The following is a 25910-nucleotide window of genomic DNA, read 5'->3' on the forward strand; positions in this document are numbered from 1 at the left end:
TCATCAGCCCTATTCATGAAATCTCACTCCCTAGTTCTGATTCTTTTTTCACTCGTTTTTGCTTCGTTTCAAGCTTTTGCTCAAAAGGACAGTAAAGCCAAAGCCGTTCTTGATGGCATGAGCCAGAAGTACCAAAGCATGAAAGGCTTCACGGCTGGCTTTGACTACACCTACCAAGATGGCGGTGGTACGGGTGATCGCCAATCGGGCGAAATCGCCGTCAGCGGGGAAAAATACCGGCTGAAACTTCCCGATCAGGAGATTTATAACGACGGCAAAACCGTTTGGACTTTTATCCAGACGGCCTCTTACAAGGAGGTAACCATCAACGACGCAGGTCAGATGGAAGGCGAATTGACTCCGTCTAACGTTTATAGGATGTATCAAAACGGATTCAACTACAAGCTTTTAGCGGATAAGACCTATCAGGGAAAAGCCGTAAACGTCGTGGAACTGACTGCGCTGAAGGCCAATGCGCCTTTCAAGCAAGTTAAACTGATGGTGGACAAAGCGACCAAGGATCTGCTGGGTTGGGAGATGTTTGACGGTCAAGGCGGGATGTTTTCCTATTCCTTCAAAGATCTCAAAGCCGCGCCAAGTCTTCCTACTGAGCACTTTGTTTTTGATCCCAAAAAATATCCGGGAATTGAAGTGATCGATTTGAGATAAGCGGATTTATGACCTGCGATGTTTTGATTTGCGAGATCTCGGAGGTATCGAAGGAATTGGGCTGATTTTAGTTTTTTGATTTAGATCTGGCGCACACTCTGAAACACCTTTGCAAATTTTTAAATTAAAAAATACCGAACGCTTAAATCCGAACCCGTCCACCGAAAGGTAGATGTCGAACATCGATGGTAAGATGAGTTCACTCTAAAATTTGTTTCCCTCCAACCAAGCGCGAACCAACTCCAACCCATATTCTGTCAAAAACGCCTCTGGATGGTATTGGATACCCAAAATTGGTAAGGTGCGGTGTGCCATTCCCATGATTTCTCCGGACTCGATTTCCAAAATTGATTCCAGGCAGTCGGGTAGATTTTGCAGCTGAAGGGAATGATAGCGGGTGACTTGGAATTGGTTGGGAAGATTTTGGGTGAAAAAATGAGGTTTGGTTTTTCTGACGGTGTGGACTTTCCCGTGCGTTGGAACTTGATTTTTTACCAGCTTAGCTCCGAAAAACTCCCCGATTGCTTGATGCCCGAGACAGACTCCCAACACCGGAACTTGATCATGATACTTTTCAAAAATAGCATTCAGATTGCCTGAGCTAGACGGAACTCCTGGGCCCGGAGAAAGAATCAGACCTTGAAAGTCAATGTGCTCAAGGTCTGTCAGAGGTATATCATTTCTCAGGATGATTAGTTCCTCTCCCGTTTGCCGGATCAGGTCGGCGAGAATATGGCTGAAGGAATCAAAATTGTCAATCAGCAGCAGCATCCCTGAATCCATCCACGATCTCTATGATAGTCTTTTGAAGCTCGCTGACCTTGGGTACAATCGGCTCAAGCATCCAAATCACGGCAGGTGCCAACGGGTCGATGTATTGAAGGTACTCGCTTTTGGCACTCCAATCTTTGGCCATTTTCAGATCGTAAAGATTGGCCAGCCAGAGAAAGAAACTAATGAAAAAGGCAGTTTTCACGATACCCAAAATCGCCCCACCTATACTGTCCAATCCTCCAAGCAGGATCATGTTCATCATCTTTTTCAACACCCAACCCGCGATGCCCACAAGAGCCATGGTGATGCCGAATACGATCAAAAAAGCGATAACCGGAAAGGCAAAGCTGAGAGAATCAAGGTGATTGGCGAGGTATTTACTCACCGGATCCATGAAATAGACCCCGAGGATGATCGCCAAAACAAAGCCTATGAGGCCTACAATGCTGAGCAATAAGCCCTTCTTGTAGCCCTCATAGGCTCCAAATGAAAGTAAAATTAAAAGGACAATATCAACCGTTGCCAAATCAGTTGTTCAAAAGAGCTTTGACTTTATCCGCTATTGCTTTACCGTCAGCCTTTCCAGCCAAGGCCTTGGTTGCACCCATCACCTTGCCCATATCTTTTGGGCTGGTTGCACCGACTTGAGTGATGATTTCTTGAATCGCTGCGGTGAGTTCTTCCTCCGTCATGGCTGCGGGAAGAAATTCCTGGATCACGGCCAATTCCGCCATTTCCACTTCCAGCAAGTCAGCTCTGTTTTGCTGCTGATAGATGTCTGCAGAGTCTTTGCGCTGCTTGGCCGCTTTGGTCAGCAAGGTCATTTCCTGGTCTTCGGAGAGCACACCATTGAATCCTTCCTTGGTTTCTTCCAATAGAATCATGGATTTGATCGCGCGAAGGGCCGTGAGTCGCACCTTGTCTTTCGCAATCATTGCGGATTTTATTTCTCCATCTACTTTCTGCTTTAAAGCCATTAGTCCTAAGTTTGTGTTTCTTCAATCCGCCAAGGCGGACAAATAATTTCGGGTAAAAATACCCATTTTTCCCAGCTGATATGACTAAACTAAGCGTAAATATCAACAAGATCGCCACCCTGAGGAATGCCCGGGGAGCCAACAATCCCGATGTGGTCAAGGTGGCGCTCGACTGTGAGCGTTTCGGTTCTCAAGGAATTACCGTTCATCCCCGTCCAGATGAGCGACATATCCGCTACCAAGATGTGCTCGACTTGGCGAAAGTGGTGACCACCGAGTTCAACATCGAGGGATATCCGGATCAGCGCTACATGCAGCTATGCAAAGACGTGAAGCCAGCCCAAGCAACCCTGGTTCCTGATCCGCCGGATGCCATCACTTCCAACACCGGCTGGGATACGATCACCCATCAGATCCAGTTGAAAGACATCGTCGCGGAGCTCCAATCTTACGGCTGCCGCGTGTCTATCTTCATCAACCCCGAGGCGAAATACTTCGAGCCGGCCAAGCTGATCGGCACGGATCGGGTGGAATTGTACACCGAACCTTATGCATCGCTTTTTCCAAAGGATAAAGAGAAAGCTGTCAGGCCGTATGTCGAAGTAGCACTGATCGCAAAAGAACTGGGACTTGGCCTGAACGCGGGCCATGATCTGGATCTTCATAATCTAGCTTTTCTGTGCCAAAGTATCCCACAGCTAGAGGAGGTCTCTATCGGCCACGCTTTGGTTTGCGACGCGCTCTATTATGGCTTGGAAAACACGATTCAGATGTATAGGAGGCAGCTAGAAATCGAGTCAACAGTCAACTGACGACGGTCGACTGCCTGTTTCGAAGTACTTCATGCCTTAATAGAAGCTCAAACATATGGCGTTCAAATTTGAGAACTTAAGAGTCTGGGAACAGGGGATTGAACTGTCGGCCGAAGTAAGCAAATTGGTCAAGACTTTCCCCACGGAGGAGCGATTTGTGTTGAGTGCGCAAATGCAGCGCGCCGCGGATTCTGTTGCTTTGAACATTGCCGAGGGCTCCACAGGCCAGTCGGATGCTGAGTTTAAGAAGTTCCTAGGATATGCCAATCGCTCAGCAATAGAAGTGGTCAATTGTTTGCATTTGGGAAGAAAACGACACATCATCACTGAGGATGATTTCTCAAGGATGTATACCGCTTATGAAGGAATGATTATAAAAATCCAAGCGCTGAAGAACTCATTTTAAATCAGCGATGAATCTTAATTTTACCACCCATCGGCTGTCGTCCGTGGACAGTCGACCGTTGACAAGAAATAATGACACTCAACTTTAAAAAATCCGGCTCCGGCCCTCCACTTGTCATTCTCCACGGCCTGTTTGGTTCGTTGGACAATTGGTTTTCCATTGCAAAAGAACTGGTAGAGCATTATACGCTTTACCTTATCGACCAGCGAAATCACGGCGACTCCCCGCATTCCGATGAGTGGGATTATGCAGCGATGGTAGAAGATTTAAAGGAACTTTTGGATGCCGACGGCTTGGAGAAAATCTACCTCATGGGACACTCTATGGGAGGGAAGACGGCGATGAACTTTGCCGTAAAATACCCCGAACGGGTCGAAAAGCTGATCGTGGCGGACATCGCACCGAGATACTATCCGGTGCATCACGAATCGATCTTGGAGGGCTTGAATTCCCTCGAACTCAAGTCTATCCAGTCCCGAAAAGACGCCGACGAGCAATTGGCGAAATACATTCCCGAACTCGGAGTCCGTCAGTTTTTGCTCAAAAGTCTGAGCCGGGATTCGGAGGGATTCGTTTGGAAGATCAACCTGCCCGTGATCACCAAAAACATTGAAAACGTAGGCGAGGCCCTTTCCGAAGGAAGTCATTTCGATGGACCGACGCTCTTTCTCGCGGGTGCCAATTCCAACTATGTCCAGCAAAAAGACCTGCCCGACTTAGAAGCCCACTTCCCAAATTACCAATTGGAATTCATTGCCAATGCAGGCCACTGGCTCCATGCCGAGCAGCCGCATGCAGTGGTGGAGGAGATGCGGAAGTTTTTGGGGTAGCTTTTCCAATACTACCCTCCCCAATTTTTTAAACTTTTTTGAATTGCCTTTCCCTAAATTCAAAATTTCTTCTAACCTGTTTTTTTAAACGATGCCAAGCTCCTTAGAAATCTATCAAGCCAATGGAGAAACCCAGATTGAGGTAAGATTTGAGGATGAGACTGTTTGGCTCAATCGTTCCCAACTTGCATTTTTGTTTGGTCGAGATATTAAGACTATCGGAAAGCATTTAAATAATGTTTTTGCCGATGGTGAATTAGATAAAATCGCAACTGTCGCAAAAATTGCGACAGTTCAAATGGAAGGAGATAGGGAAGTACAAAGAAAACTAGATTACTACAATCTTGATGTTATTATATCGGTTGGCTATAGGGTAAAGTCTCAAAGAGGAACGCAGTTTCGGCAATGGGCTACCCAACGACTCAAAGACCATCTCATCAAAGGCTATTCTGTAAACCACAAAAGGCTAGCACAACTTCAGCAATCATTCAAACTGATCCGAGAGGCAGCACTTTCGGAGGATTTTTCCAAGTCCCAGGTCAAGGAAATCATCGACGTGCTATCAGGGTATGCTCTTGGCTTGGATATCTTGGATGGATATGACAAGCAAAATCTACAAATCGAAAACGTAGAAGAGAACCCAACTTTCCAGATAGAATATCCGGAAGCGAAACAAGCGATCGCTGAACTTCGGGAGAAATATGGCGGCTCGCCTTTATTCGGAAATGAAAAAGACGACACCTTCAGGGGTTCCATCTCTGCGATCAAACAGACTTTTGAAGGCAAAGACCTCTATCCAAGCATCGAAGAAAAGGCTGCTCACTTACTCTACTTTGTAGTCAAAAACCATTCTTTTACCGACGGCAATAAGCGAATTGCCGCTTGGCTGTTTGTGTGGTATCTAGCAAAAAATGACTACCTCTTAAATGACAAGGGCATTTCAAAAATCGCAAACAATGCCTTGGCGGCGATTACCCTTATGATTGCATTGAGCAAGCCGGAAGAAAAAGAGTTGATGATCCTGGTAATCATCAACTCCATCAATAAAGCTAACTGAGTCTTGCCGTGGTGGAGGAGATGCGGAAGTTTTTGGGATAAGAAGTTGTAATCTAAAAAGGCTTGAAATCGACTGAGACTTCAAGCCTTTTTAGTATTTGAAATATCCCTGCCTACTTCACTCTCTTGCCATGTTTCACGACCATGTCTACGTCCTGGAGTAGGTTGATGTAGCGTAGCACGTCACCTCTCACGGCAATGATATCGGCGTATTTTCCCTCGGAGATCGTCCCGTAGTCCTTGTCTACTTTCATGGCTACCGCCGGCCAATAGGTAGCCGATTTGATGGTCAGCAGCGGATCCATGCCGAATTGATTCACCCATACGTCGAGTTCGTTCCAAGTGCTTTGGCTGTGGAATTTCATCGGAATCCCGCTGTCGGTGCCGACCAGCATTACCACCCCGCTTTCCTTGAGTTGGGCAAACTTCCGTGACAGCGTCGGCTTTCTCACAGGAGTCAACTGGAAATAGGACATCCGTCCCGGATAGCGAAGCGAGGCCCGGATATCGCGAATAATAGAATCCGGCAAGCCCAAGTGCCAAGAGGGATCGTCTAGCTTTTCAGGATTGTCTCGGACGGCTTCGTAATTGAACAAGCCCTCCACGGTCGGTGTCCAAAACAGCGGGCCTAGGTTCATCTTTGCAGCGCGTTCTTTGATTAGCAGCATGATGTCCTCTGGGTACTCAGGAGCAGTGCTTAAGCCAGTGTGTTCGAAATTGTCCACGCCGATCTTTAGCCCAATTCGGATCTCCTCTGGACGGTGGGAGTGACCGACCACCATCTTTCCATACTTGTGCGCCTCGTCCACTACCGCCTGCGCTTCCTCCAAAGTCATTTGATCCTGATCGATCAGCTTGATCACATCTACTCCCGCATCAATGAGTTTTTTTACTTTCGCACGTGCATCAGCCGCGCCGTTTACACCCCATCGGAAGGCTTCGGTATTGGGATAGGGAGCTTTTTGGATAAAGGGCCCCGAGACATATATCGTAGGACCGGGGATTTCGCCCTTGTTGATCCGATCGCGCACAATGATACTGGCTTCTAGCGGCGCACCCAAGTCCCTAGCACTCGTGACCCCTGCCATCAGCAGCTGATGCGCCGAAGAAGGCATAATCACCGATTCAAACACGTCGATATAAGTGCTATCCCAATGGGTATAGTCGCTGTGGCCGTTGAGCATGAGGTGGACATGCATGTCCCACAAGCCGGGCAGCACGCTCATACCCTCGGTGGAGATGATCTCAGCTTCAGCTGGGATCTCCAGACTTCCGACTTGGCCAACAGCTTTGATGCGCTCGCCCTCGATAAGGATGATTGAGTTCCGAATGGGGACGCCTCCGAAGCCGTCGATCAAGGTGCCGCCTACCAGGGCCTTTGTTTGTTGGGAAAAAGCCTGGGTAAAAAGGAAAAACAAAAGCACGAAAAGTGAAAGCGAATGTCTCATGGTTAAAATTTTAGGAAGGTGATTTGCGTAAAAAAGATAATGAATTTGGGCTTTAAAACTTAACTTTCGACCCCCAATTCACGATTGCTTAAATGCCCAAAGGAAAGCTCTTTTTAATCCCCAATGTATTAGCCGACAACACGGCCCATTGGGTGATTTCACCACAAGTACAGGAAGTCATCGCACATACCAAGATCTTCTTGGTCGAAAATCCCCGCTCCGCGCGCCGATATATCTCAAGCCTCAAGTTGGGGGTAAATCTGGAGGAAGTGCACATGGAAATCCTGGACAAAGGAACACCGCCTGAGTTTATCAACCGGCTCATGCAGCCCCTGATGAATGGGGCTGACGTGGGCGTAATCTCGGAGGCTGGATGCCCCGGCATTGCCGACCCGGGAGCCTTGGCAGTTGCCTACGCCCACCAAAAAGGAATCCAAGTCGTGCCCATCTCTGGTCCCAGTTCGATGTTTTTGGCGCTGATGGGTTCCGGATTCTCCGGCCAGTCTTTCGCCTTCCATGGCTATCTCCCGATTGACAAAAAGGAGCGCGCAGCGGCATTGAGAAGGCTCGAAGCCGAATCGCTGAAAGAAAGGCGAAGCCAGATTTTCATGGAAACCCCTTTCCGAAACAATCAAATGCTGGAGGATGCACTGGCTTCACTTTCTCCCCAAACGAAGCTCTGCATTGCAAAGAACCTGACCGCACAGGACGAATTTATCCAAACCAAAACCGTCGCAGATTGGAAGAATTTCCCGATCGACCTGCATAAAATCCCCACCGTTTTTGTCCTCCAAAGCTTCTAAGCCATGTTTACCATCGATGCCCATCTTGACCTGAGTATGAATGCCCTGGAGTGGAACCGGGATCTCATGCGGCCTGCGGCCGAAATCAACGCTCGGGAAAAGGGAATGAATGATAAGCCCGACCGTTGCAATGCGACCGTTTCCCTTCCGGATCTCCGCAAAGGAAATGCCGGACTCGTCGTTGCCACCCAGATCGGGCGCTATGTTGCTCCCGACAATCCGCTGCCCGGCTGGCATTCTCCCGAGCAGGCTTGGGCCCAAACTCAAGGTCAACTGGCTTGGTACCAAGCGATGGTTGAAAAAGGTGAAATGGCGCAGATCCGTAACCTCAGTGGGTTGGAGAGCCATGTGGCGCTCTGGAAGGACGGTGAAAAAACTGACGAAAAACCGGTCGGCTTTATCCTTTCGCTGGAAGGCGCCGACTCGATTGTCAACCTGGATTATTTGGAAAAAGCCTACGAAAGTGGCCTACGAGCTATGGGGCCGGCACACTATGGGCCGGGCCGCTATGCCCATGGCACTGACGCTTCAGCCCCGCTTAACTCTCAAGGAAAGGAACTGGTCAAAAAAATGGACGAATTGGGGATCATTCTCGACGCAACGCATCTTTGCGATTTGGCCTTTTGGGATGCCTTGGAAATCTACCAAGGCCCTGTCTGGGCCAGCCACAACAATGTGAGGGCTTTGGTGGACCACAATCGCCAATTCTCCGACGAGATGATCAAAGCGCTGGTAGATAGAGGCGCGGTGATCGGTGGTGCATTTGATGCCTGGATGCTCAGTCCGGGATGGGAACGGGGAAAGTCCACACCGAAGGAAAGAAACGTGACGATCGCTACGGTAATTGACCACATGGACCATATCTGTCAAGTAGCCGGCAACGCCAACCATATTGGCATCGGCTCGGACTTGGACGGCGCTTTTGGCACCGAGCAAAGCCCCCATGATCTGGAGACGATCGCAGACTTACAGAAAATTCCTGATCTGCTTCGCTCAAGAGGATATTCAGAAGCTGATGTGGAAAAAGTTATGCATGGCAATTGGTTGAATTTTTTGAAGAGAGCTTGGTCTTAATCTTTTCTTGATTAGCGACTTGCCTAACTTGCTTCTTCGATTTTTCAGGTTTTAAACACGGAAGACTTTTTTTATCCCTGTGGAAAAAAGGATTTGGTCATTTCCAAGGAATCGCAATCCTGCAGACAATTGGATTGACAAAGGAAATTTGCATTGAGGATTCGGGATTGTTTTGGGTGAAAATTAGGAGGAAGTCCCTCGCTGGAATAGTCCTTTAAGTCCGTTTCGGGGTATTTACTGAAGGAATATTGTATAAATTGACTTTTTCCTGTCCAAATCCAAAACCCGAAATTATATGAAACCTATTGTACAGATTTCCCTGGATCTGACGAATATCGATGAAGCACTGGAGACAGCTGCTTTGGCTATGCGAGCCGGTGTTGACTGGCTAGAAGCTGGCACTCCACTGATCTTGGCCGAGGGGCTGCACGGGGTGAGAAAGCTCAGAGAGGCTTTCCCCGGAGTGCCTATCGTAGCCGATCTCAAAACCATGGACGGCGGCTATCTCGAAGCCGAAATGATGGCCAAAGCCGGTGCCACCCATGTCGTAGTCATGGCCCGTGCACATGCCGAGACGATTAAGTGTGTGGTAAAAGCTGGTAAAGACTTCGGTGTTCAGGTGATGGGAGACAACATGATCTGCCCAAATATGATCGACGGAGCTAAATTTTTGGAAGACCTCGGATGCGACTATGTCATCCACCACATCGGATACGATGAGCGGAGAGGGATAGCGGCCTCTGGCAATCGCATGCCGAGTCCTTTGGATCAGCTGCGCGAAGTAGTCGCCGCCGTCAACATTCCGGTGCAGGCCGTGGGAGGTCTTTCCCTGGAGCAGGCGATCAAATGCCCACAATATGGCGCTCCTCTTGTCGTACTCGGAGCCCCTCTGACCATCGACGCGGATTCTTTCAAGACTGCCGATGGAAACCTGGAAGATTCTCTACGCATGATCTGCCAAGCAATACACGCTCAACAAACTGTTTTTCCCCAAAAAGCCTAACCCTATGTCAAGCACCAAAAATGCGGCAGTAGTCAACTACGCCGAAGAAAAATACTCTGTCGAAATTCGGGAGATTCCAGTGCCTGAAATTGGCGACGAAGACATCCTTCTCGAAGTAGAAAACGTGGGGGTCTGCGGAAGCGATCTTCACCAGTGGACTTCTGACCACAGTTGGCCGGTAAACTATCCGGTCGTGCTGGGGCACGAGTTTGGCGGCAAGATAGCTGCCCTCGGATCAAGAGTTTCGGGTTGGAACGTAGGCGACCGCGTAGTCTCTGAGACTGCCGCTGTGATCAGCACACAAAATCCCATGAGCAAAGTGGGGCTGTATAACCTCGACCCCACCCGCAAAGGTTTTGGCTATGGCGTAAATGGAGCCATGACCCGATTTGTCCGTGTGCCTGCCCGCTGTCTGCACAATGTACCCGCAAACCTTTCCTTCGAAGAGGCCTGCCTTACCGAACCTTGCTGCGTAGCCTACAACTCCGTGGTCGGTAACTCCAGTATCAAACCGGGAGACCGAGTAATTGTAATTGGTCCAGGTACAATCGGGATTCTTTGCGCGGCTATGGCAAGACTTTGTGGAGCAGAAGTTGGGATTCTTGGCTTGGAAGCTGATCGGGGCAGACTCGAAATCGCCCGACAGGCTTACGGATGTGAGCCCCTGATCGGGGAAGATGCAGCAGAAGCTTGGGCAAGAAAGCGGGATGGACTGGGCGCGGACCTCATCATCGATGCCGCTGGCCACAGCATCACCCTGAAGATCGCCATGAAGATCGTCCGTCCAAACGGGCAGATCACCAAAGTGGGTTGGGGACCTCAGCCGCTCAACTTTTCCATAGACCCGATTGTACAGAAAAATATCCGTCTTCAAGGCAGCTTCAGCCACAACTGGCCGATCTGGGAGCGAGTGATTGCTCTTTTGGCAAGTGGTGCGCTGAATGTAAAGCCGATCATCGGTGGTGTTTGGCCGATCACTGAATGGAAAGAGGCTTTTGAGAAAATGCACTCCGGCCAGGTGGTCAAATCCGTCCTAAAACCCATCTGATATGCGCCTCCTAGACAAAGTAATCATCGTCACAGGCAGCACCACGGGTATCGGCAAAGCCATCGCCAAGCGATGCGTGGAAGAGGGAGCCAAAGTAGTTCTCCACGGCTTAGAGGCGGATCTTGGTCAAGAAGTTTTGGAAGAAATCGGAAAAGAAAATGCGGTATTCCACTGCGAAGACATTACTTCGGAAACGTGCCCTGAAAATCTGGTAAACCTCGCTATTAGTGCCTTTGGTAAATTGGACGCAGTCGTGAACAATGCGGCTTTGGTCATCGCTTCCGACATCCACAATACCGATCGGGCGTTTTTCCAAAAAGTCCTGGACATCAATGCCGTTTCTCCTTTTCTCCTGATTCAAGAAGCACTCCCGGAATTGACCAAAAACCGGGGGAATGTCCTCAATATCGGTTCGGTCAATGCCTGGAGCGGAGAGCCCAATCTGCTTGCCTATTCCGTTTCCAAGGGTGCCATCATGACACTGACCGGCAATCTCGGTGATTCGCTGATGCGGGAATATGGCGTGCGTGTCAATCAGATCAACCCGGGTTGGGTGCTGACCGAGCGGGAGACGGAGCGCAAAAAACTGCACGGACTTTCCGAAACCTGGTATGAAGGATTGCCGGCGATTTTCGCGCCTTCGGGAAGGATCTTAAAACCGGAAGAAATTGCCGCCGCCGCGATTTATTGGCTTTCGGACGAATGCGGCCCAGTCTCCGGACAAGTCGTCACCCTGGAACAGCACCCGATGATCGGGAGAAATCTTCCAAAAGACAGCAGTACAATCAAGTAACCACAAAATTCAGAAACATACGATGCCCAAAATAGCAGCATTTCCCAAAGCCTTTATGCAGGCACTTTGCAAGGATGGAAGCATGAAAATCGCCGAATGGGTGAAATTGGCAACCCCTTTAGAAATTGACGGACTGGAATGGTACGCCGGTTTTTTGGAGATGGAAAATGAAAAAAAATGGCCAGGTTTCCGCCGGATGGTCGAGGATGCCGGCATGGTCATTCCAATGATGTGTTGCTCCCCGGACTTCACCCATCGGGACAAAGCCTTTCGTCAAAAGGAAATCGAAAAGCAAAAGCGCTGGATCGAGATGACCGATGTGCTGGGTGGTAAATACTGCCGCGTCCTTTCCGGACAGTACCGCCCCGAGCTTTCCATCGACGAAGGGATCAACTTAGCCAAGGATTGCATTGAGGAATGCCTGCCATATGCCCAGTCTTTGGGAATCACCCTCATCATTGAAAATCACTACAAGGACGACTTTTGGGAATATCCGGAGTTTGCCCAGAAGCGAGCCATTTTCACCAAGTTGGTCGGCAGCATTCACCATCCCAACTTTGGTGTGAACTATGATCCGAGCAATACCTTCTTGGCAGGCGAAGACCCCTTGGATTTGCTGTATGACGTTTCCGAGCGGGTGGTGACCATGCATGCCAGCGACCGATTCCTGAAGTACGGCACGATCGAGGATTTGAGAAACGAAGAAGGCGGAGCCGTAGGCTATGCAGCGCGTTTGAGTCACGGGGAAGTAGGCAAGGGAATGAATGATTACGACGCGATCTTCACCGAGCTGAAAAGAGTAGGTTTCGATAGCTGGATCAGCATTGAAGATGGCGTGGACGGAATGGATCAACTGGCAAGAAGCGTGGCGTTTTTGAAGAAGAAGGTCGCGCAGTATTGGCAGAATTAATTTGGAATTTGTGATATTGGATTTGCGAGGGGGTGAGTAGAATTGGGTTTTTTGGATCGAAATTGATGTTTCAAAAATATCGGGACAGGATTTCAAAGACTCCGACTCGCTGCCAATGACGGGATTTCTGTCGCTTCGGAATACCTGTCAGTTCGATATCGAGCCACGTCGCGAAGCCAGTTTTTCAATCTTCTAATATTTCAATTTTCCAATTCAAAAAATGTCGAATAACGAAGGATCAGAACTTCAAGTCATCACCTCCGTCCCCTCCCAGTGTTTCCTCGGCGAGGGCCCTTTGTGGCATGCCGGACGAAAGAGTTTTTTCTGGGTGGATATAGAAAAGGGAAATCTTTTTGAACATCATCTAGCCACGGAAGTGACCAGAACCCGGCATTTTCCACATCGATTGGCAGTTGTCTTGGAAGGCCAAGAAGGGAAGTTGATTCTCGGACTGGACCGGAAATTAGCCCGGTTTGATCTGGAGACCGAGGAGCTCGAATGGCTTTGCGGGGTGGAGGAAGCATTGGATTTGCATCGCTTCAATGATGGCAAAGTAGACGCGAAAGGGAGGATCTGGATCGGAACATTAAGCACCAAGTTTACCGATGGTGCTGGTTCGCTTTACCGGATTGGAAAAGATCTGAAGCCGGAAGTGCAGCTTTCTGACCTAACTATCTCCAACGGAATGGCCTGGACAGAAGACCTCAAGACCTTTTACTTTATCGACACGCCGACTCGTCAGGTAAGGGAATTCGCTTTTGAGTCGGAATCGGGGGGGATTCATCTTCGCAAAGTTGCTGTGGAGGTGCCTTCCGAATTGGGATTCCCAGATGGGATGTGCATCGATCAGGAAGGAATGCTTTGGGTATCGCATTACGGTGGGTCTGGGGTCTATCGCTGGAACCCAAAAACCGGGGAACTCCTCGATCAGATTGACCTCCCGGTGCCGCATGTCACCTCTTGCTGTTTTGGAGGGGAAAACTTGGATACGCTGTTGATCACCACGGCCCAAGAAAATCTTTCTCGCGAACAGCTGGAAAAATATCCGCAAAGCGGGGATGTCTTCTTGGCAAAGGTAAGCGTCCCTGGGTATCGGAGTAATTTGGCCGACTAGGAGCAGGGGTGTTTGGCAATTATTTGCGGCCTAGCTACGAGGAACCAAATTCTCGGAAAAGGAGACTTTGTCCTGGGGAAATCCCACCATGATCTGACCCTGCGCTCGGCTACAGGTCAAACAAGGTTCCGCTCGCTCCGGTAGGCTTGATGCGGAGGTGCTCATAGGCCAGCTCCGTAGCAACACGTCCTCGCGAGGTTCGCTTCAGGTAGCCTTCCTGAATCAGGAAAGGCTCATAAACTTCCTCGATCGTCTCCGACTCCTCACTGCAGGCGGTAGCAATGGTACTGAGTCCGACGGGGCCGCCTTTGAACTTTTCGATAATGGTCAGCAGGATGCGGTTGTCCATCTCGTCCAGACCATTTTCATCCACATCCAGTGCATTCAGCGCAATCTTGGCGATCTCCAAGGTGATGGTGCCGTTGCCTTTTACCTCAGCAAAATCCCGGGTGCGGCGTAGCAGCATGTTGGAGATCCGCGGCGTGCCGCGGCTTCTTCGGGCGATTTCGTAGGCTGCAATCTCATCGATCGGCGTTTGCAAAATCCCCGCCGAACGGATTACAATGTCGGTCAAGAGTTTCGCATCGTAGTATTCCAGTCGGGAATTGATCCCAAACCGTGCTCGAAGCGGTGAGGTTAATAAGCCTGACCTCGTCGTCGCGCCGATCAGTGTAAATGGGCTGAGCGAAATCTGGACCGTTCGGGCGTTTGGCCCGGAGTCCAGCATGATGTCGATGCGAAAGTCCTCCATCGCCGAATAGAGATATTCCTCCACGATGGGATTCAGGCGGTGGATCTCATCGATAAAAAGTACATCCCCTTCGTCCAGATTAGTGAGTAAACCTGCTAGATCGGAGGGTTTGTCGAGAACGGGACCTGAGGTAATCTTGATCCCGGTGCGAAGTTCATTGGCAATGATATTGCTGAGGGTAGTTTTTCCCAAACCGGGAGGACCATGCAGCAGCACATGATCGAGCGGCTCATTTCGCTTTTTGGCCGCATGGACAAAGACCCGGAGGTTTTCGATAATCTTAGCTTGTCCTGTAAAGTCCTCGAAACTCAGCGGCCGCAAAGCCCGCTCAAATTCCTTGTCTTTTGGACTCAACTGCTCTTCGTCTCCGCTCAGGTAATCTTCTCTCATGGTGCTTGGGGTACGCGCAAATATAAACAAAACACGTTGCGGAGAACTTGCTCATTTTGTCCTCCCTGACAAAAAATGGCCTAAATTCGCCTCAAATTTCGCACTCCATGAATCCCAACGCCCGGAAAAACATCATTTATTCGCTCGTACTTTTTGCCTTGGTTTTGCTCGTGTATGCCTGGCGTACACGTGAGGGGAGTTCGGGCGTAATGCAACAGGAAATTTCCCAACCCGGGAAAGTTTCCTTTTTCGGCAATACCCTCGGTACGGAGTATCGAATTACCTATTTGGATCAAGACAACCGTATTTTTAAACCCTCGATTGATTCGCTGCTCACTGCTTTTAACCTGAGCATTTCTACCTCAGAGCCGACCTCCGAAATCAATCGGTTGAATCTCCGAGATACGCTGGTTTCCCCGTCAGCTACTTTGCGCAGCGTCCTCACCGAAGCCAATCGCATGTATGACCTCAGCAACGGCGCGTTAGATCCAACTCAAAAACCACTTGAAAATGTCTGGACTTTTTCTCCTTCCGGTGCTCGGTTGCTCGACAGCACCGATATCCGCTCGATTCTTTCGTATGTGGGATTGAAAAAAATAAACCTGACAGATACCCTTATCCGAAAGATGACCAGTGGCATCGTCCTGGATTTTACGAAATCTACAAAAGGGTACGCGATAGACTTAATCGGAGCATTTCTCGAAGGAAAGGGGATTAAAAATTATCTCGTGCAGATCGGAGGAGAAAACCTGGCGAAAGGAACAAATGAGCGGGATGAGCTGTGGAAGATCGGTGTGTACTACCTTGCAGACAGCATGGGAGCAAAGGCTGAGGGCGTGATCGCGCTCCAGGACAAGGCCGTGTCCACCGCCGGAAATTTCGAGCAATTCTACACCAAAGATTCGCTCAAGCTCTCTTACACTCTCGATCCAAGATCCGGCTTTCCCGTCAGTCACGGACTGCTCGGAGTCACGGTCATCGGTCCCGATGCCAAGACGACCGACGCGCTTTCAGATGCGTTGATGGTCATGGGTTGGCAAGAGGCGCTCCGCATTGACTCCGCTCGTACCGATCTTGGAATGCTGCTGATTTACAACGAAAAAGGCGGGAAACTGACTCAATATATTAGCCCTGAGTTGAGCTCCGTGTTATCTTTTCCAATGAAATAATCTAGCTAAATGCAACATTATTGAATTTTCTTACCTTTGCAGCGGTTGTCACCTGAACTGCATTGTCGATCTATTGACAAAAGCCAACCTCTAGCCATGGGTATAAATTTTCTGTTTCTTTTTCTTACTGCGATGATTTCGGGCTCACTGGTGTTTTTTGCTCCAGCGTTCAAGGATCGATTTTTTAAGCTGGCCTTGGTTTTTGCCGGTTCCTACCTTTTCTCCATCACCATTTTGCACATCATCCCGGAGCTGTTCAATTCCGGCTACAGCAATTCCCGAATGGGTCTTTATATCCTGATCGGATTTCTTTTGCAGCAGTTGCTGGAATTTTGGTCGTCGGGGATCGAGCACGGACACATTCACAAGCATCATTCGGAGACCCCCAAAGGGGTGATTACGCTTATGCTGGGACTGTTTATCCACGCATTTTTAGAAGGGACCTTGTTGTCTCACGGGACCGCAATGCCTAAGGAGTCGCTCCTGTCTGGACACACTCACAGCGACAACTCCGTCCTGCTTGGGATTATCATGCACAAAGGTCCTGCAGCCTTTGCACTTGCGGCAGTACTATCTTCCGCTCTGAGCAAAAAATGGACGATCATTTTATTAACCATTTTCGCTTTAGCATCACCCTTAGGCATGTTTTCAAGTGCATTTTTGATCAATCAAGGAATGCTTTCGAATGAAGGAATCGGGCTACTCTATGGCCTGGTGACGGGTGGCTTTTTGCACATTTCTACGACGATCTTTTTCGAAAGCAGTCCTCATCACAAGTTTCAGCTGAACAAGCTCATCGTCACCTTCCTCGCTGCCGCACTCGCAATGGCTTCGGAATATTTTGTCTAGATCACTTCCGCTTTCAAAGCCTGAGAGATTCTTCCCGGTAATCCACAATTGAGTCTGGTTTTTTTCACGAAACATCAGGAAGTTTATAAAATAATTGGCTTTTCTTGGGAAAGGACTTGGATTCTGTTTCCAGAATCAAGTATTTCATTTTTGATTTGAATAGCGGAAATTTATATGCTAAAACTGGCATTATTACCGTCATTCCATTTGTTTTTATACCGCTCAACCCTAAGAATGTATGTCAGAAAAACCAAACAAAATGTCTGCCTACTGGAAGAAGAATTTACGCACGCTCCTGATTTTGCTTTTTGTTTGGTTCATCGTCTCCTTTGGATTTGGGATCATCTTGGTCGAGCCGCTTAACCAGTTTCATTTCGGCGGATATCCGCTTGGTTTTTGGTTTGCGCAGCAAGGCTCGATTTATTCTTTCGTCCTTCTGATCTTCATCTATGTGATCCGAATGAACTTTTTGGATCGCGAATTTGACGTAAACGAGGACTAGGCCGACGATGGATATACTTACTTGGACTTATTTACTTGTTGGACTTTCCTTCATCCTGTACATTGGGATCGCCATCTGGACACGTGCCGGATCGACCCAAGAATTCTATGTGGCCGGCGGTGGAGTTTCCCCCTTGGCAAATGGCATGGCAACTGCAGCGGACTGGATGTCGGCGGCATCGTTCATCTCCATGGCGGGTTTGATTTCTTTTTCCGGTTACGACGGCTCCGTTTATTTGATGGGCTGGACAGGAGGATATGTTTTGTTGGCGCTGTTACTGGCACCTTACCTCAGAAAGTTTGGAAAATTCACGGTGCCTGATTTTGTTGGCGACAGGTATTACTCCAACAAAGCCCGAGTCGTTGCCGTGATTTGTGCGCTTTTTATCTCCTTCACCTATGTAGCGGGACAGATGCGGGGCGTAGGGATCGTTTTCTCCCGCTACTTGGAGATTCCCATCGAATGGGGCGTTGTCATCGGGATGTGCATCGTCTTTTTCTACGCTGTTTTGGGTGGGATGAAAGGCATCACTTACACGCAAGTCGCGCAGTTTTGCGTACTAATCTTCGCCTATATGGTTCCCGCCATCTTCATTTCCATGCAGTTGACAGGGAATCCTGTGCCTCAGCTTGGCCTTGGAGGAGAGGTAGCCGATGGTACACCGCTTCTTGCAAAGTTGGATGGAGTGCTCGCTGATCTAGGTTTTGCAGAATATACCTCGGGGAGAAAAGGCATGGGAGACATGCTCGCGATCACGCTGGCGCTGATGGTCGGGACGGCTGGATTACCTCACGTGATCGTTCGATTTTTCACGGTGCCTAGAGTGAAAGACGCCCGTCTTTCTGCAGGCTATGCCTTGTTCTTCATCGCTATCCTGTATACCACAGCTCCGGCAGTGGCTGCTTTTGGGATTTACAATGCAATCAATTCCACTTCGGAAAAGAACATCTCCGAGTTGCCCAACTGGGTGCAAAACTGGCAAAAAACAAACCTCATCGCCGTCGATGACAAAAACGGCGATGGCAAGATTCAATATGTAGCCGATCCAGCGAGGAACGAGCTTACTATCGACAAAGACATCATGGTTTTGGCCGGTCCAGAGATCGCCAATCTGCCCAATTGGGTGGTCGGCCTTATTGCTGCCGGAGCCATGGCGGCGGCGCTTTCTACCGCTGCCGGCTTACTTTTAGTGATCTCCACGTCAGTTTCAAGAGATTTGGTCAAGACTTTCAATCCAGAGATTTCTGAGAAAACAGAACTCCGAATAGCACGTTTTGCCGCAGCGGGCGCAGTGATATTCGCTGGATATTTTGGAGTAAATCCTCCCGGATTTGTGGCCGAAGTCGTCGCCTTTGCCTTTGGATTGGCCGCCGCGTCCTTCTTTCCAGTGATTATCCTAGGGATTTTCTCCACCCGGATCAACAAAGAAGGGGCCATCGCCGGGATGGTCACGGGTCTGGTCTTTACGATCGGCTACATCGTTTATTTCAAGTTTGTCAATCCAGTGATCAATACGCCTGACCATTGGTGGTTTGGGGTGTCGCCGGAAGGAATCGGATCGGTGGGAATGGCTCTCAATTTCGTAGTCTGCTTTGTCGTTTCTAAATTTACTCCTGCCCCGCCGCAAGACGTGCAGGATCTGATCCAGAATATCCGAATCCCAAAAGGAGCCGGAGCAGCCCAGGATCATTGAAATTATCATTACCCCATTATAACCACTAGTACAATGAGTGATCGATTACATACCCTCAGCGGGTACCTTTACGAATACCAGAAAAGTGTCGCCCAGCCTGAAGAGTTTTGGGCGAGAATTGCGGATTCTTTTCACTGGAGAAAGCGCTGGTCGAGTGTCCTGAAATGGAATTTCGAAAAGCCAGACGTAAAATGGTTTGTCAACGCAAAACTCAATATCACCGAGAATATTTTTGAAAGACATCTCTATACCATAGGCGACCGTCCTGCAATCGTCTGGGAACCCAATGAGCCGGGAGAATCCGCTCGTACACTGACCTACCGCGAGCTTTTTGTTGAAGTTTGTCGATTTGCAAATGCGCTGAAAAGCAAAGGAATCGGAAAAGGCGACCGAGTCATTATTTACATGCCCATGGTGCCTGAAGCGGCGATCGCAATGCTGGCCTGTGCAAGAATTGGAGCAATTCATTCCGTCGTTTTTGCCGGATTCTCTAGCTCTTCGCTTGCAGATCGAGTGGTCGACTGCGGAGCAAAAGCCATTCTGACTTCCGACGGCAACTATCGTGGAAGCAAAAAGATCGGGGTCAAATCTGTGGTTGATGAGGCTTTGGAAAAATCTTCTGTTGAAACAGTGATCGTCTATCGCAGAACCGGCCAGGAAACCAAAATGGTCGAAGGAAGGGACTTTTGGTGGCATGATGTCATCGAAGGCGAGTCTGAGGTCAATCAGGCTGAGGAGATGGACAGCGAAGACATGCTGTTTATCCTCTATACTTCCGGCTCCACTGGCAAGCCAAAAGGAGTAGTACACACGACTGGCGGCTATATGGTCTATACCAAATATTCCTTCGATAATGTGTTCCAATATTCACCTGGCGATGTATACTGGTGTACCGCCGACGTGGGATGGATTACCGGACACTCCTATATCGTGTACGGGCCGCTTTTGGCCGGGGCGACTACACTGATGTTTGAAGGAGTACCGACCTATCCGGATCCAGGCCGGTTTTGGGAGGTGGTCGAAAAGCACAAAGTCAACGTATTCTACACCGCACCAACGGCAATTCGCGCACTGCAGGCTTACGGCACCGACCCGATTCAGGGAAAAGACCTGAGCTCACTGAAGGTACTTGGCTCTGTTGGCGAACCGATCAACGAGGAAGCCTGGCACTGGTACCACACCCACATAGGCCAGGGGCGCTGTCCTATCGTCGACACTTGGTGGCAGACTGAGACCGGCGGAATCATGATTTCGCCACTTGCAGGAATCACGCCGACCAAGCCAGCCTATGCTACCCTGCCACTACCGGGAATCCAGCTTTGCATCGTCGACTCAGAAGGCAACGAGCTCACCGGCAATTCCGTCGAAGGCAACCTCTGCATCAAATTCCCATGGCCGTCCATGATACGGACGACCTACGGAGATCACGAGCGATGCCAACAGACTTACTTTTCCACCTACAAAAACATGTACTTCACCGGAGATGGCGTGAAGCGTGACCATGACGGCTACTACAGAATCCTAGGCCGAGTGGATGACGTCATTAATGTCTCCGGACACAGAATGGGCACCGCCGAAGTGGAAAATGCCATCAATGAGCATCCAAAAGTCATCGAATCCGCAGTCGTCGGCTATCCACACGAGGTGAAAGGTCAGGGCATCTACGCCTATGTGATCTGCGACCTGACCAACAGAACCGAGGACAACCTGATCACCGAGATTAAGGATACCGTCTCCAAGATCATAGGCCCGATTGCGAAGCCGGATAAAATTCAGATCGTACCGGGCTTGCCAAAAACCCGCTCAGGCAAGATCATGCGTCGTATTTTAAGAAAAGTAGCCGAAGGAAATCTCGACGGAATGGGTGACACCAGCACGCTGCTGGATCCGGAAGTGGTGGAGAAGATTATTGCTGGGAGAAAATAAAACTCGAAGGATAGACTAAAGAAATTCCGAGTTGATCGATGTTTTCTAGCGTGACATTCTTGTATAGAAATAAGAGCCAGTTAAGTCTGGCTCTTGGCGCTTTAATTAGTATTTAGGTGCGGAATCTTCGTCCTGATCGTCGATCTCGATTGAGTTGACGATGGAGTCCGGCGAGTCCATTTCCTGTTTGTAAAAATTATGAACCCCTACCATAAAGGCTACGATCAATGCCCAAAGTAGACGGCGAAGGGGTCTTAGCAGTTTGAATTGTCTTTTCATTTGCAATACCTTGAGTAGTAAACGGTGCAAATAATACACCGTTTTAAAACAGGCCAATTTGGCATGTTTTCCATCTTAGCCTAGTGTCGACTAGCTGACTATGAGCAATGTAATCGTTAACCGGGTCGCTGAATTTTTGAAGAGGTTTCCTCCATTTTCTTTTTTGGAGAAAAGAGACCTTGAGCTGGTGGCTACAGCGGTGGAGATTCAGTATCTGGAAAAGGGTGAGACGCTTTTTCGGAAAGGAGAGCCTGCGAGGCCTCACTTTTTTATCCTGAAAGAAGGAACGATCAATCTGTTGGAGGACACGCAATACGGGGAGGAAATCCGCGAGGTTTGCGACGAAGGCGATGTCTTCGGCGTCTTGGCTTTGCTTGGCAAAAGACCCTACGTCCTGACTTCGAGGATAGTCGAAAACTGCCTGATTTATGCTATACCGGTTTCGTTTTTCGAAAAAGTCCTTGAAGAGAACAGCCGCGTGGCACTCTTTTTTGCTGCAGGATTTGCCGCGGGGCAGGTTGTCGTCCGGCAAGACCTTTCCCAGAGTCAAAAAGCAAGGGGCGAATTCAAAAACGCCTCTGGTGATCATTCACTCTTGATTTTTTCGGATCAGTCCGAAGTTAATTTCTCAGAAAAAGTCCTGAAATGCAGCCCGGATACCACGATCCAGCACGCGGCCAAACTGATGGCGGACACACAGGTGAGCAGTATTGTCGTCTGTGACCAAAATGATTTTCCGCAAGGGATTCTGACAGACAAGGACCTGCGCAGTCGGGTCTTGGCTCCCGGAATATCCACAAAAAATCCCGTCTGGGCCGTCATGACCAGTCCGGTAATTACCCGCAAAAAACAAGATGGGTTCTCTCACATCTACCTGACCATGATCCGGCATAGACTTCACCATCTGGTGCTGACGCTAGACGGAAGCGCGCAAAGCCCGGTGGCGGGGATTATCTCCGATCATGACGTTTTCCTGTCCATGGGCAACAGTCCCGCGGTCTTGATCCATGGATTGATGAATTCCCTGGAGCTGGCAGATATGCGGGTCATCCGGGATCGGGCGGAGCAGATGCTTCGCTATTACCTCGACAATGAGATCTCGATGGATTTTGTCGCCTCAGTGATGACTGAGATCAATGATGTCATCATCAGCCAAGCCTTGGAGATTTCAAAAAAACACCTCAATCCCGATTATCCGGAGATGGAGAAAGTCCGGTTTTGCTTCCTTTCCATGGGAAGTGAAGGACGAGAGGAGCAACTGCTCCGAACGGATCTGGATAATGCTATCCTTTATCAGGATGTGCCCGAAAAACTTCAGGCAAAAGCGGCTGAATACTTTCAAAAACTAGGAGAGGGGATCGTGGAAGTGCTTTTGGCATGTGGGTTCGACGCATGCCCTGGTAAGATCATGGCCAGCAATCCCGAATGGGTTCAGCCGCTGAGCGTTTGGAAAAACTACTTTTCCGAGTGGATTCTTCACCCCAGTCCTGAAGCACTTTTGAAGGTGTCGATCTTTTTTGACTTTCGCGCCGTGGCCGGAAACAAAAAGCTATCGGAAGAGCTAACTGAGCATATCTATCAGGCCATTGCTGAAAAACAGATTTTTTTGAATTTCCTGGCTCAAAATGCTTTGAAAAATCCGCCTCCGCTCGGCTTTTTCAAAGACTTTGTGGTGGAAAAATCTGGAGAGAATCGCGATCAGTTTGACATAAAATCCAGAGCGATGCTTCCACTGACGGACTTGGCCCGACTGCTGGTCTTAAGTCACCGGATCGTAGGGATCAACAATACGTTCAAGCGGTTTGAAAAGCTTTCTGAGCTGGAGCCGGGCAATGCGGAGCTTTTCTCCCAAGCCGGAAAAGCCTACGAAATACTGATGCGGATGCGTGCGTTGGAGGGCCTGCAAAACCGGAACAACGGACGATTTATCCAGCCTAAGTCTCTGGGAAAAATCCAGCGCCAACTCCTGAAAAATGCCTTTTCTCCCATCTCTGAACTTCAGGAAATCGTCAATATCCGATTTCAGCTAGATTACTTCAGACGATGAGTTGGTGGAAGATTTGGAAGCCAAAGATCGAGCAGGCGGATTTCGTCCGGGAGTTTTTGGAGATCAACAATGAGTCGATTCCTGGCATCCGAGCCGTCGATCAGCTCAATTTCACCATCATTGACACCGAGACAACCGGTCTGAATCCCGGTAGTGATTCGATCTTGTCTTTTGGTGGAGTGAAAGTCTCCGAGGCGAAGATTCAAGTTCACACTTCCGTGGAATGGTATCCGCAGTCGAAGAATTCCGGAGGGAAGACAGCTCCTATTCATGGGTTGGTAGGGATTCCCGACGAGATTTCCATGGAGGAATTTCTGAAAAAACTTCTCCCGTTTCTAGGTAATTCCATCTTAGTGGGACATCATTTGGGCTTTGATCTTGCACTTTTGGAAAAACATCTCAAACCCTTTGGCATTGATCGACTTCCAAACCCAGTCTTGGACACGTTCAATCTGGCGATCCGCTTAGAGCTCGGCCCGCAGGCGGATCGTAACGGGATTAATACAGAATCTTACAGCTTGGATGCCCTTTGCTCTCGCTATGGAATAAAAACAGACGACCGACATACCGCCGCTGGCGACGCTTTTTTGACTGCTCAGCTGTTTTTGAAGTTGCTGAAAAAATGTGACCTAAAGGGCATTCGTAACTTTAAGGATTTGACAAGGAATTATTAGCGGTCCTCTGTACTGGAAGAAACGCTACTTCCAATCGATCTCGACTTTACCCGTGGCCTTCAACTGAATTTCCAATCCTGAGGCTGCCGGATAAAAGCCATCGGGGAAAATTTCCAAGTCAACGACGTGAAGGTCTGCATAGGGTGTCTGCAGCGCCAATCGCTCACGGATTCCGCCTAGGCTCTCCTCCATTACTTCCCCCATGGGGAACCGCAGTTTTTGGTTGAGTTGGCGGATGATCTTTCCCTTTTTGAGAGAGGCAGCCATTTTTGCTTTGTTGCTGTCGCTTTTCAGATCAAAGTTCACCTGGTCGAATATCAGTAGCTTTTCTTCAGGATCGAATACAGGTAACCCGACCAAAAACAGTCTGCCGTCGATCACATTTCCTCCGCTTTGCTCCGCATGGAAATCCATCCATATTCCCAACTTTTCACCGTAGGCTTGGGATTTGAAGTTTCCCGGCCGGAAAAAAGTGGTCTTATTGACTCGGACGGTTTGTCCACCAAAGTTTTCCGTCAGTAGCTGATCAATCTCTTGGTAGCTCAGCCGGAGGGGGATTAGGATTTCAAGGAGGTTGTGTGGGCTGTGGTTTTCAGTCAGTTTAGGGAGGGGGAAAGCTCGGCTGGGAGCCGCATCCACCGGGTGGGTATTGACCTTTCCTGCCAGGCCCAGATTGAGATTGTAGCTTTCGCCGGGTGTGAGGTTTTCTGAAAGCTTAACGGAATCTGGCTGGATCGAAAAGGCCATCTTTTTTCCCTCAAATTCCACATATACGGGCTGCCCGACTTGGTTCCAAGCCTGATCCACGACTGGTTTAAGTCTGACCAAATCGGTGGTTGACGTCAGGTTTTTTGTTGCGAATTTCTGGATTTCATTGCGGATCATCTCGCTCAGGTCGAGCTCCATACCAAGGACATTCAGGTTCATTTTTCCTCCCAAATCCATCACTTCAAATTCCGAAATTCCCAAGGCCCAATTGGAATTAATCCCGGGATTGAGTATCACAACCGGTTCAAAAGCTTGGTTGATCGGAATCTTGGATTGAAAAAGATTTCGGAGTCCACCCGGCTTGAGGCCAACTTCTCCTTTGACTTGGATAGGAATGGTGAGTTGCATGCGATCCTCGTCGAGCGCTTCGACTTGGATCATTCCATTTCTGGTAAAATCGAGGTCGCCGATAATGCCATTTCCCATCTCCAGTCCCTTTTCTGAAAACAAGGTGGGTGGTACGCGTTGGTTGACCATGTTTTCTAAAGTCTGAATCGGAATTTCGACCGGTACATTAACAGTCGAATAGGCAACTGGAATCTGAGGTAGTGGCAAACTTGCGGTAGGGTTCAAGCTTTTGCAGGCACTGGTACCACAAATAATAAGAAAACTCAAGAAAACAAATTGGCGGTAGTTGGGTATTTTCATAGCGGAAATTGGGGGTGGAACGGAACCAATTTTATCTTGCAACAATTGCCCCAAAAGTAAGCATTCACTACTATGAACTGGAAAAAACTGACCGAATCGGTCCAAATCAAAGAAATTAAGGAATTGAGTAATAGCAAGCCTGTACTCATCTTCAAGCACAGTACCCGTTGCTCGGTCAGTAGCATGACGCTGGACAGGCTGCTGCGCAATTGGAAAACCGAAGATGGAGAGAAGCTTGTGCCGTTTTTTTTAGATTTGATTGCCTACAGAAGTTTATCGGAGCAGGTCGAAATCGAATTTGGTGTTGCACACGAATCGCCTCAAGTAATAATCCTTCGAAATGGTAAGGCGGTATATGATAACAGTCACTTTGGGATCTCTTATCCGGAGATTATGGGACAGGTTTAGAGCAGTTTGGTTTCTAAAAGATTTTTAGACCATTTATCCCTGTTAATTTCCATTCTAATTTTATAGGGATTAGGGATTAAACCAAAGGC

General features: G+C 48.9%; 27 protein-coding genes. 20 read left to right on the forward strand and 7 right to left on the reverse strand.

Translation table 11 applies throughout. The features are described from left to right. The first annotated feature begins 15 nt into the window (after positions 1-15). Entirely contained in the window at positions 16-669 is a 654-nt protein-coding gene (gene lolA1, locus ABD031_RS04025) for an outer membrane lipoprotein periplasmic chaperone LolA1 (RefSeq protein WP_343848635.1), read from the forward strand. A gap of 204 nt (positions 670-873) precedes the next feature. On the opposite strand, the gene ABD031_RS04030 is transcribed toward lolA1, so the two are convergent. Genes ABD031_RS04030 through ABD031_RS04040 form a run of 3 tightly spaced genes read right to left on the reverse strand, consistent with a single transcriptional unit; the run spans position 874 to position 2420 of the window. Beyond that, on the reverse strand, positions 874-1440 hold the full coding sequence (locus tag ABD031_RS04030) for an anthranilate synthase component II (protein WP_343849137.1): 567 nt from the start codon (positions 1438-1440) through the stop codon (positions 874-876). Beyond that, positions 1424-1969: a CvpA family protein gene (locus tag ABD031_RS04035; protein ID WP_343848638.1), complete on the reverse strand. Its 546-nt coding sequence runs from the start codon at positions 1967-1969 to the stop codon at positions 1424-1426. Before ABD031_RS04035 ends, ABD031_RS04030 begins: the two co-directional genes overlap by 17 nt. Before the next feature lies 1 nt (position 1970). Next, a complete protein-coding gene (locus ABD031_RS04040; RefSeq protein WP_343848640.1) occupies positions 1971-2420 on the reverse strand; it encodes a GatB/YqeY domain-containing protein in 450 nt (149 codons plus the stop codon). Positions 2421-2500: 80 nt separating this feature from the next. Here ABD031_RS04040 and ABD031_RS04045 point away from each other — a divergent pair, with 80 nt between their 5' ends. From ABD031_RS04045 to ABD031_RS04060, 4 genes are all read left to right on the forward strand, one after another. Continuing rightward, positions 2501-3232 (forward strand): pyridoxine 5'-phosphate synthase, encoded by a 732-nt coding sequence (locus ABD031_RS04045; protein WP_343848642.1) that lies wholly within the window; start codon positions 2501-2503, stop codon positions 3230-3232. A gap of 55 nt (positions 3233-3287) precedes the next feature. Next, complete coding sequence (locus ABD031_RS04050; protein ID WP_343848644.1) at positions 3288-3638, forward strand: four helix bundle protein; 351 nt, start codon at positions 3288-3290, stop codon at positions 3636-3638. A 71-nt stretch (positions 3639-3709) separates the two neighbouring features. After that, positions 3710-4468, forward strand: coding sequence for an alpha/beta fold hydrolase (locus tag ABD031_RS04055; protein ID WP_343848646.1), 759 nt, complete (start codon positions 3710-3712; stop codon positions 4466-4468). Positions 4469-4559: 91 nt separating this feature from the next. Beyond that, the gene (locus tag ABD031_RS04060; RefSeq protein ID WP_343848648.1) at positions 4560-5525 is read left to right on the forward strand and encodes a virulence RhuM family protein/type II toxin-antitoxin system death-on-curing family toxin; all 966 of its coding nucleotides are present in this window, start codon (positions 4560-4562) and stop codon (positions 5523-5525) included. Between the two features lie 112 nt (positions 5526-5637). Here ABD031_RS04060 and ABD031_RS04065 read toward each other — a convergent pair whose 3' ends face one another. Beyond that, on the reverse strand, positions 5638-6972 hold the full coding sequence (locus ABD031_RS04065) for an amidohydrolase family protein (protein ID WP_343848650.1): 1335 nt from the start codon (positions 6970-6972) through the stop codon (positions 5638-5640). A gap of 92 nt (positions 6973-7064) precedes the next feature. On the opposite strand from ABD031_RS04065, the gene ABD031_RS04070 reads away from it, so the two are divergent. From ABD031_RS04070 to ABD031_RS04100, 7 genes are all read left to right on the forward strand, one after another. After that, on the forward strand, positions 7065-7775 hold the full coding sequence (locus tag ABD031_RS04070; RefSeq protein WP_343848651.1) for an SAM-dependent methyltransferase: 711 nt from the start codon (positions 7065-7067) through the stop codon (positions 7773-7775). A gap of 3 nt (positions 7776-7778) precedes the next feature. Then, positions 7779-8849, forward strand: coding sequence for a dipeptidase (locus ABD031_RS04075; RefSeq protein WP_343848652.1), 1071 nt, complete (start codon positions 7779-7781; stop codon positions 8847-8849). A 295-nt stretch (positions 8850-9144) separates the two neighbouring features. Continuing rightward, positions 9145-9852, forward strand: a complete 708-nt coding sequence (locus ABD031_RS04080; RefSeq protein ID WP_343848654.1) for an orotidine 5'-phosphate decarboxylase / HUMPS family protein — start codon at positions 9145-9147, stop codon at positions 9850-9852. 4 nt (positions 9853-9856) lie between these two features. Next, entirely contained in the window at positions 9857-10900 is a 1044-nt protein-coding gene (locus tag ABD031_RS04085) for a zinc-binding dehydrogenase (RefSeq protein WP_343848656.1), read from the forward strand. Position 10901: 1 nt separating this feature from the next. Beyond that, positions 10902-11693 carry an SDR family NAD(P)-dependent oxidoreductase gene (locus ABD031_RS04090; protein ID WP_343848659.1) on the forward strand — a complete coding sequence of 264 codons (792 nt, stop codon included), beginning with the start codon at positions 10902-10904 and terminating at the stop codon, positions 11691-11693. A 22-nt stretch (positions 11694-11715) separates the two neighbouring features. Beyond that, positions 11716-12603, forward strand: coding sequence for a sugar phosphate isomerase/epimerase family protein (locus ABD031_RS04095; protein WP_343848661.1), 888 nt, complete (start codon positions 11716-11718; stop codon positions 12601-12603). Between the two features lie 220 nt (positions 12604-12823). Continuing rightward, positions 12824-13717, forward strand: a complete 894-nt coding sequence (locus ABD031_RS04100) for an SMP-30/gluconolactonase/LRE family protein (protein ID WP_343848663.1) — start codon at positions 12824-12826, stop codon at positions 13715-13717. A gap of 109 nt (positions 13718-13826) precedes the next feature. On the opposite strand, the gene ruvB is transcribed toward ABD031_RS04100, so the two are convergent. Continuing rightward, a complete protein-coding gene (gene ruvB, locus ABD031_RS04105) occupies positions 13827-14858 on the reverse strand; it encodes a Holliday junction branch migration DNA helicase RuvB (protein WP_343848665.1) in 1032 nt (343 codons plus the stop codon). A gap of 107 nt (positions 14859-14965) precedes the next feature. Between ruvB and ABD031_RS04110 the strand changes: the two genes are divergently transcribed. The 5 genes from ABD031_RS04110 to acs all read left to right on the forward strand — a co-directional run bounded on the left by ABD031_RS04110 (position 14966) and on the right by acs (position 20997). Then, positions 14966-16027: an FAD:protein FMN transferase gene (locus tag ABD031_RS04110; protein WP_343848667.1), complete on the forward strand. Its 1062-nt coding sequence runs from the start codon at positions 14966-14968 to the stop codon at positions 16025-16027. 96 nt (positions 16028-16123) lie between these two features. Next, positions 16124-16876 (forward strand): ZIP family metal transporter, encoded by a 753-nt coding sequence (locus tag ABD031_RS04115; RefSeq protein ID WP_343848669.1) that lies wholly within the window; start codon positions 16124-16126, stop codon positions 16874-16876. 238 nt (positions 16877-17114) lie between these two features. After that, on the forward strand, positions 17115-17378 hold the full coding sequence (locus ABD031_RS04120) for a DUF4212 domain-containing protein (RefSeq protein ID WP_343848670.1): 264 nt from the start codon (positions 17115-17117) through the stop codon (positions 17376-17378). 7 nt (positions 17379-17385) lie between these two features. After that, positions 17386-19071, forward strand: a complete 1686-nt coding sequence (locus ABD031_RS04125) for a sodium:solute symporter family protein (protein WP_343848673.1) — start codon at positions 17386-17388, stop codon at positions 19069-19071. A gap of 33 nt (positions 19072-19104) precedes the next feature. Continuing rightward, positions 19105-20997: an acetate--CoA ligase gene (gene acs, locus ABD031_RS04130; protein WP_343848675.1), complete on the forward strand. Its 1893-nt coding sequence runs from the start codon at positions 19105-19107 to the stop codon at positions 20995-20997. 105 nt (positions 20998-21102) lie between these two features. On the opposite strand, the gene ABD031_RS04135 is transcribed toward acs, so the two are convergent. Further along, a complete protein-coding gene (locus ABD031_RS04135; RefSeq protein ID WP_343848677.1) occupies positions 21103-21276 on the reverse strand; it encodes a hypothetical protein in 174 nt (57 codons plus the stop codon). Positions 21277-21376: 100 nt separating this feature from the next. Between ABD031_RS04135 and ABD031_RS04140 the strand changes: the two genes are divergently transcribed. Then, the gene (locus ABD031_RS04140) at positions 21377-23323 is read left to right on the forward strand and encodes a DUF294 nucleotidyltransferase-like domain-containing protein (RefSeq protein WP_343848679.1); all 1947 of its coding nucleotides are present in this window, start codon (positions 21377-21379) and stop codon (positions 23321-23323) included. Further along, positions 23320-23997: a 3'-5' exonuclease gene (locus ABD031_RS04145; RefSeq protein ID WP_343848681.1), complete on the forward strand. Its 678-nt coding sequence runs from the start codon at positions 23320-23322 to the stop codon at positions 23995-23997. Before ABD031_RS04140 ends, ABD031_RS04145 begins: the two co-directional genes overlap by 4 nt. Positions 23998-24021: 24 nt before the next feature. On the opposite strand, the gene ABD031_RS04150 is transcribed toward ABD031_RS04145, so the two are convergent. Then, positions 24022-25413: a DUF4403 family protein gene (locus tag ABD031_RS04150; RefSeq protein ID WP_343848683.1), complete on the reverse strand. Its 1392-nt coding sequence runs from the start codon at positions 25411-25413 to the stop codon at positions 24022-24024. A gap of 72 nt (positions 25414-25485) precedes the next feature. Between ABD031_RS04150 and ytxJ the strand changes: the two genes are divergently transcribed. After that, the gene (gene ytxJ / locus ABD031_RS04155; protein ID WP_343848685.1) at positions 25486-25821 is read left to right on the forward strand and encodes a bacillithiol system redox-active protein YtxJ; all 336 of its coding nucleotides are present in this window, start codon (positions 25486-25488) and stop codon (positions 25819-25821) included. Positions 25822-25910: the final 89 nt, after the last annotated feature.

It is taken from the genome of Algoriphagus jejuensis, assembly GCF_039523455.1.
Taxonomy (GTDB): Bacteria; Bacteroidota; Bacteroidia; order Cytophagales; family Cyclobacteriaceae; genus Algoriphagus; species Algoriphagus jejuensis.

Coding starts and splice junctions, on each gene's coding strand:
- lolA1 (WP_343848635.1), top strand. CDS start 16: ATGAAATCTCACTCCCTAGTTCTGATTCTTTTTTCACTCGTTTTTGCT.
- ABD031_RS04030 (WP_343849137.1), bottom strand. CDS start 1,440: ATGCTGCTGCTGATTGACAATTTTGATTCCTTCAGCCATATTCTCGCC.
- ABD031_RS04040 (WP_343848640.1), bottom strand. CDS start 2,420: ATGGCTTTAAAGCAGAAAGTAGATGGAGAAATAAAATCCGCAATGATT.
- ABD031_RS04045 (WP_343848642.1), top strand. CDS start 2,501: ATGACTAAACTAAGCGTAAATATCAACAAGATCGCCACCCTGAGGAAT.
- ABD031_RS04050 (WP_343848644.1), top strand. CDS start 3,288: ATGGCGTTCAAATTTGAGAACTTAAGAGTCTGGGAACAGGGGATTGAA.
- ABD031_RS04055 (WP_343848646.1), top strand. CDS start 3,710: ATGACACTCAACTTTAAAAAATCCGGCTCCGGCCCTCCACTTGTCATT.
- ABD031_RS04060 (WP_343848648.1), top strand. CDS start 4,560: ATGCCAAGCTCCTTAGAAATCTATCAAGCCAATGGAGAAACCCAGATT.
- ABD031_RS04065 (WP_343848650.1), bottom strand. CDS start 6,972: ATGAGACATTCGCTTTCACTTTTCGTGCTTTTGTTTTTCCTTTTTACC.
- ABD031_RS04070 (WP_343848651.1), top strand. CDS start 7,065: ATGCCCAAAGGAAAGCTCTTTTTAATCCCCAATGTATTAGCCGACAAC.
- ABD031_RS04075 (WP_343848652.1), top strand. CDS start 7,779: ATGTTTACCATCGATGCCCATCTTGACCTGAGTATGAATGCCCTGGAG.
- ABD031_RS04080 (WP_343848654.1), top strand. CDS start 9,145: ATGAAACCTATTGTACAGATTTCCCTGGATCTGACGAATATCGATGAA.
- ABD031_RS04085 (WP_343848656.1), top strand. CDS start 9,857: ATGTCAAGCACCAAAAATGCGGCAGTAGTCAACTACGCCGAAGAAAAA.
- ABD031_RS04090 (WP_343848659.1), top strand. CDS start 10,902: ATGCGCCTCCTAGACAAAGTAATCATCGTCACAGGCAGCACCACGGGT.
- ABD031_RS04095 (WP_343848661.1), top strand. CDS start 11,716: ATGCCCAAAATAGCAGCATTTCCCAAAGCCTTTATGCAGGCACTTTGC.
- ABD031_RS04100 (WP_343848663.1), top strand. CDS start 12,824: ATGTCGAATAACGAAGGATCAGAACTTCAAGTCATCACCTCCGTCCCC.
- ruvB (WP_343848665.1), bottom strand. CDS start 14,858: ATGAGAGAAGATTACCTGAGCGGAGACGAAGAGCAGTTGAGTCCAAAA.
- ABD031_RS04110 (WP_343848667.1), top strand. CDS start 14,966: ATGAATCCCAACGCCCGGAAAAACATCATTTATTCGCTCGTACTTTTT.
- ABD031_RS04115 (WP_343848669.1), top strand. CDS start 16,124: ATGGGTATAAATTTTCTGTTTCTTTTTCTTACTGCGATGATTTCGGGC.
- ABD031_RS04120 (WP_343848670.1), top strand. CDS start 17,115: ATGTCAGAAAAACCAAACAAAATGTCTGCCTACTGGAAGAAGAATTTA.
- ABD031_RS04125 (WP_343848673.1), top strand. CDS start 17,386: ATGGATATACTTACTTGGACTTATTTACTTGTTGGACTTTCCTTCATC.
- acs (WP_343848675.1), top strand. CDS start 19,105: ATGAGTGATCGATTACATACCCTCAGCGGGTACCTTTACGAATACCAG.
- ABD031_RS04135 (WP_343848677.1), bottom strand. CDS start 21,276: ATGAAAAGACAATTCAAACTGCTAAGACCCCTTCGCCGTCTACTTTGG.
- ABD031_RS04140 (WP_343848679.1), top strand. CDS start 21,377: ATGAGCAATGTAATCGTTAACCGGGTCGCTGAATTTTTGAAGAGGTTT.
- ABD031_RS04145 (WP_343848681.1), top strand. CDS start 23,320: ATGAGTTGGTGGAAGATTTGGAAGCCAAAGATCGAGCAGGCGGATTTC.
- ABD031_RS04150 (WP_343848683.1), bottom strand. CDS start 25,413: ATGAAAATACCCAACTACCGCCAATTTGTTTTCTTGAGTTTTCTTATT.
- ytxJ (WP_343848685.1), top strand. CDS start 25,486: ATGAACTGGAAAAAACTGACCGAATCGGTCCAAATCAAAGAAATTAAG.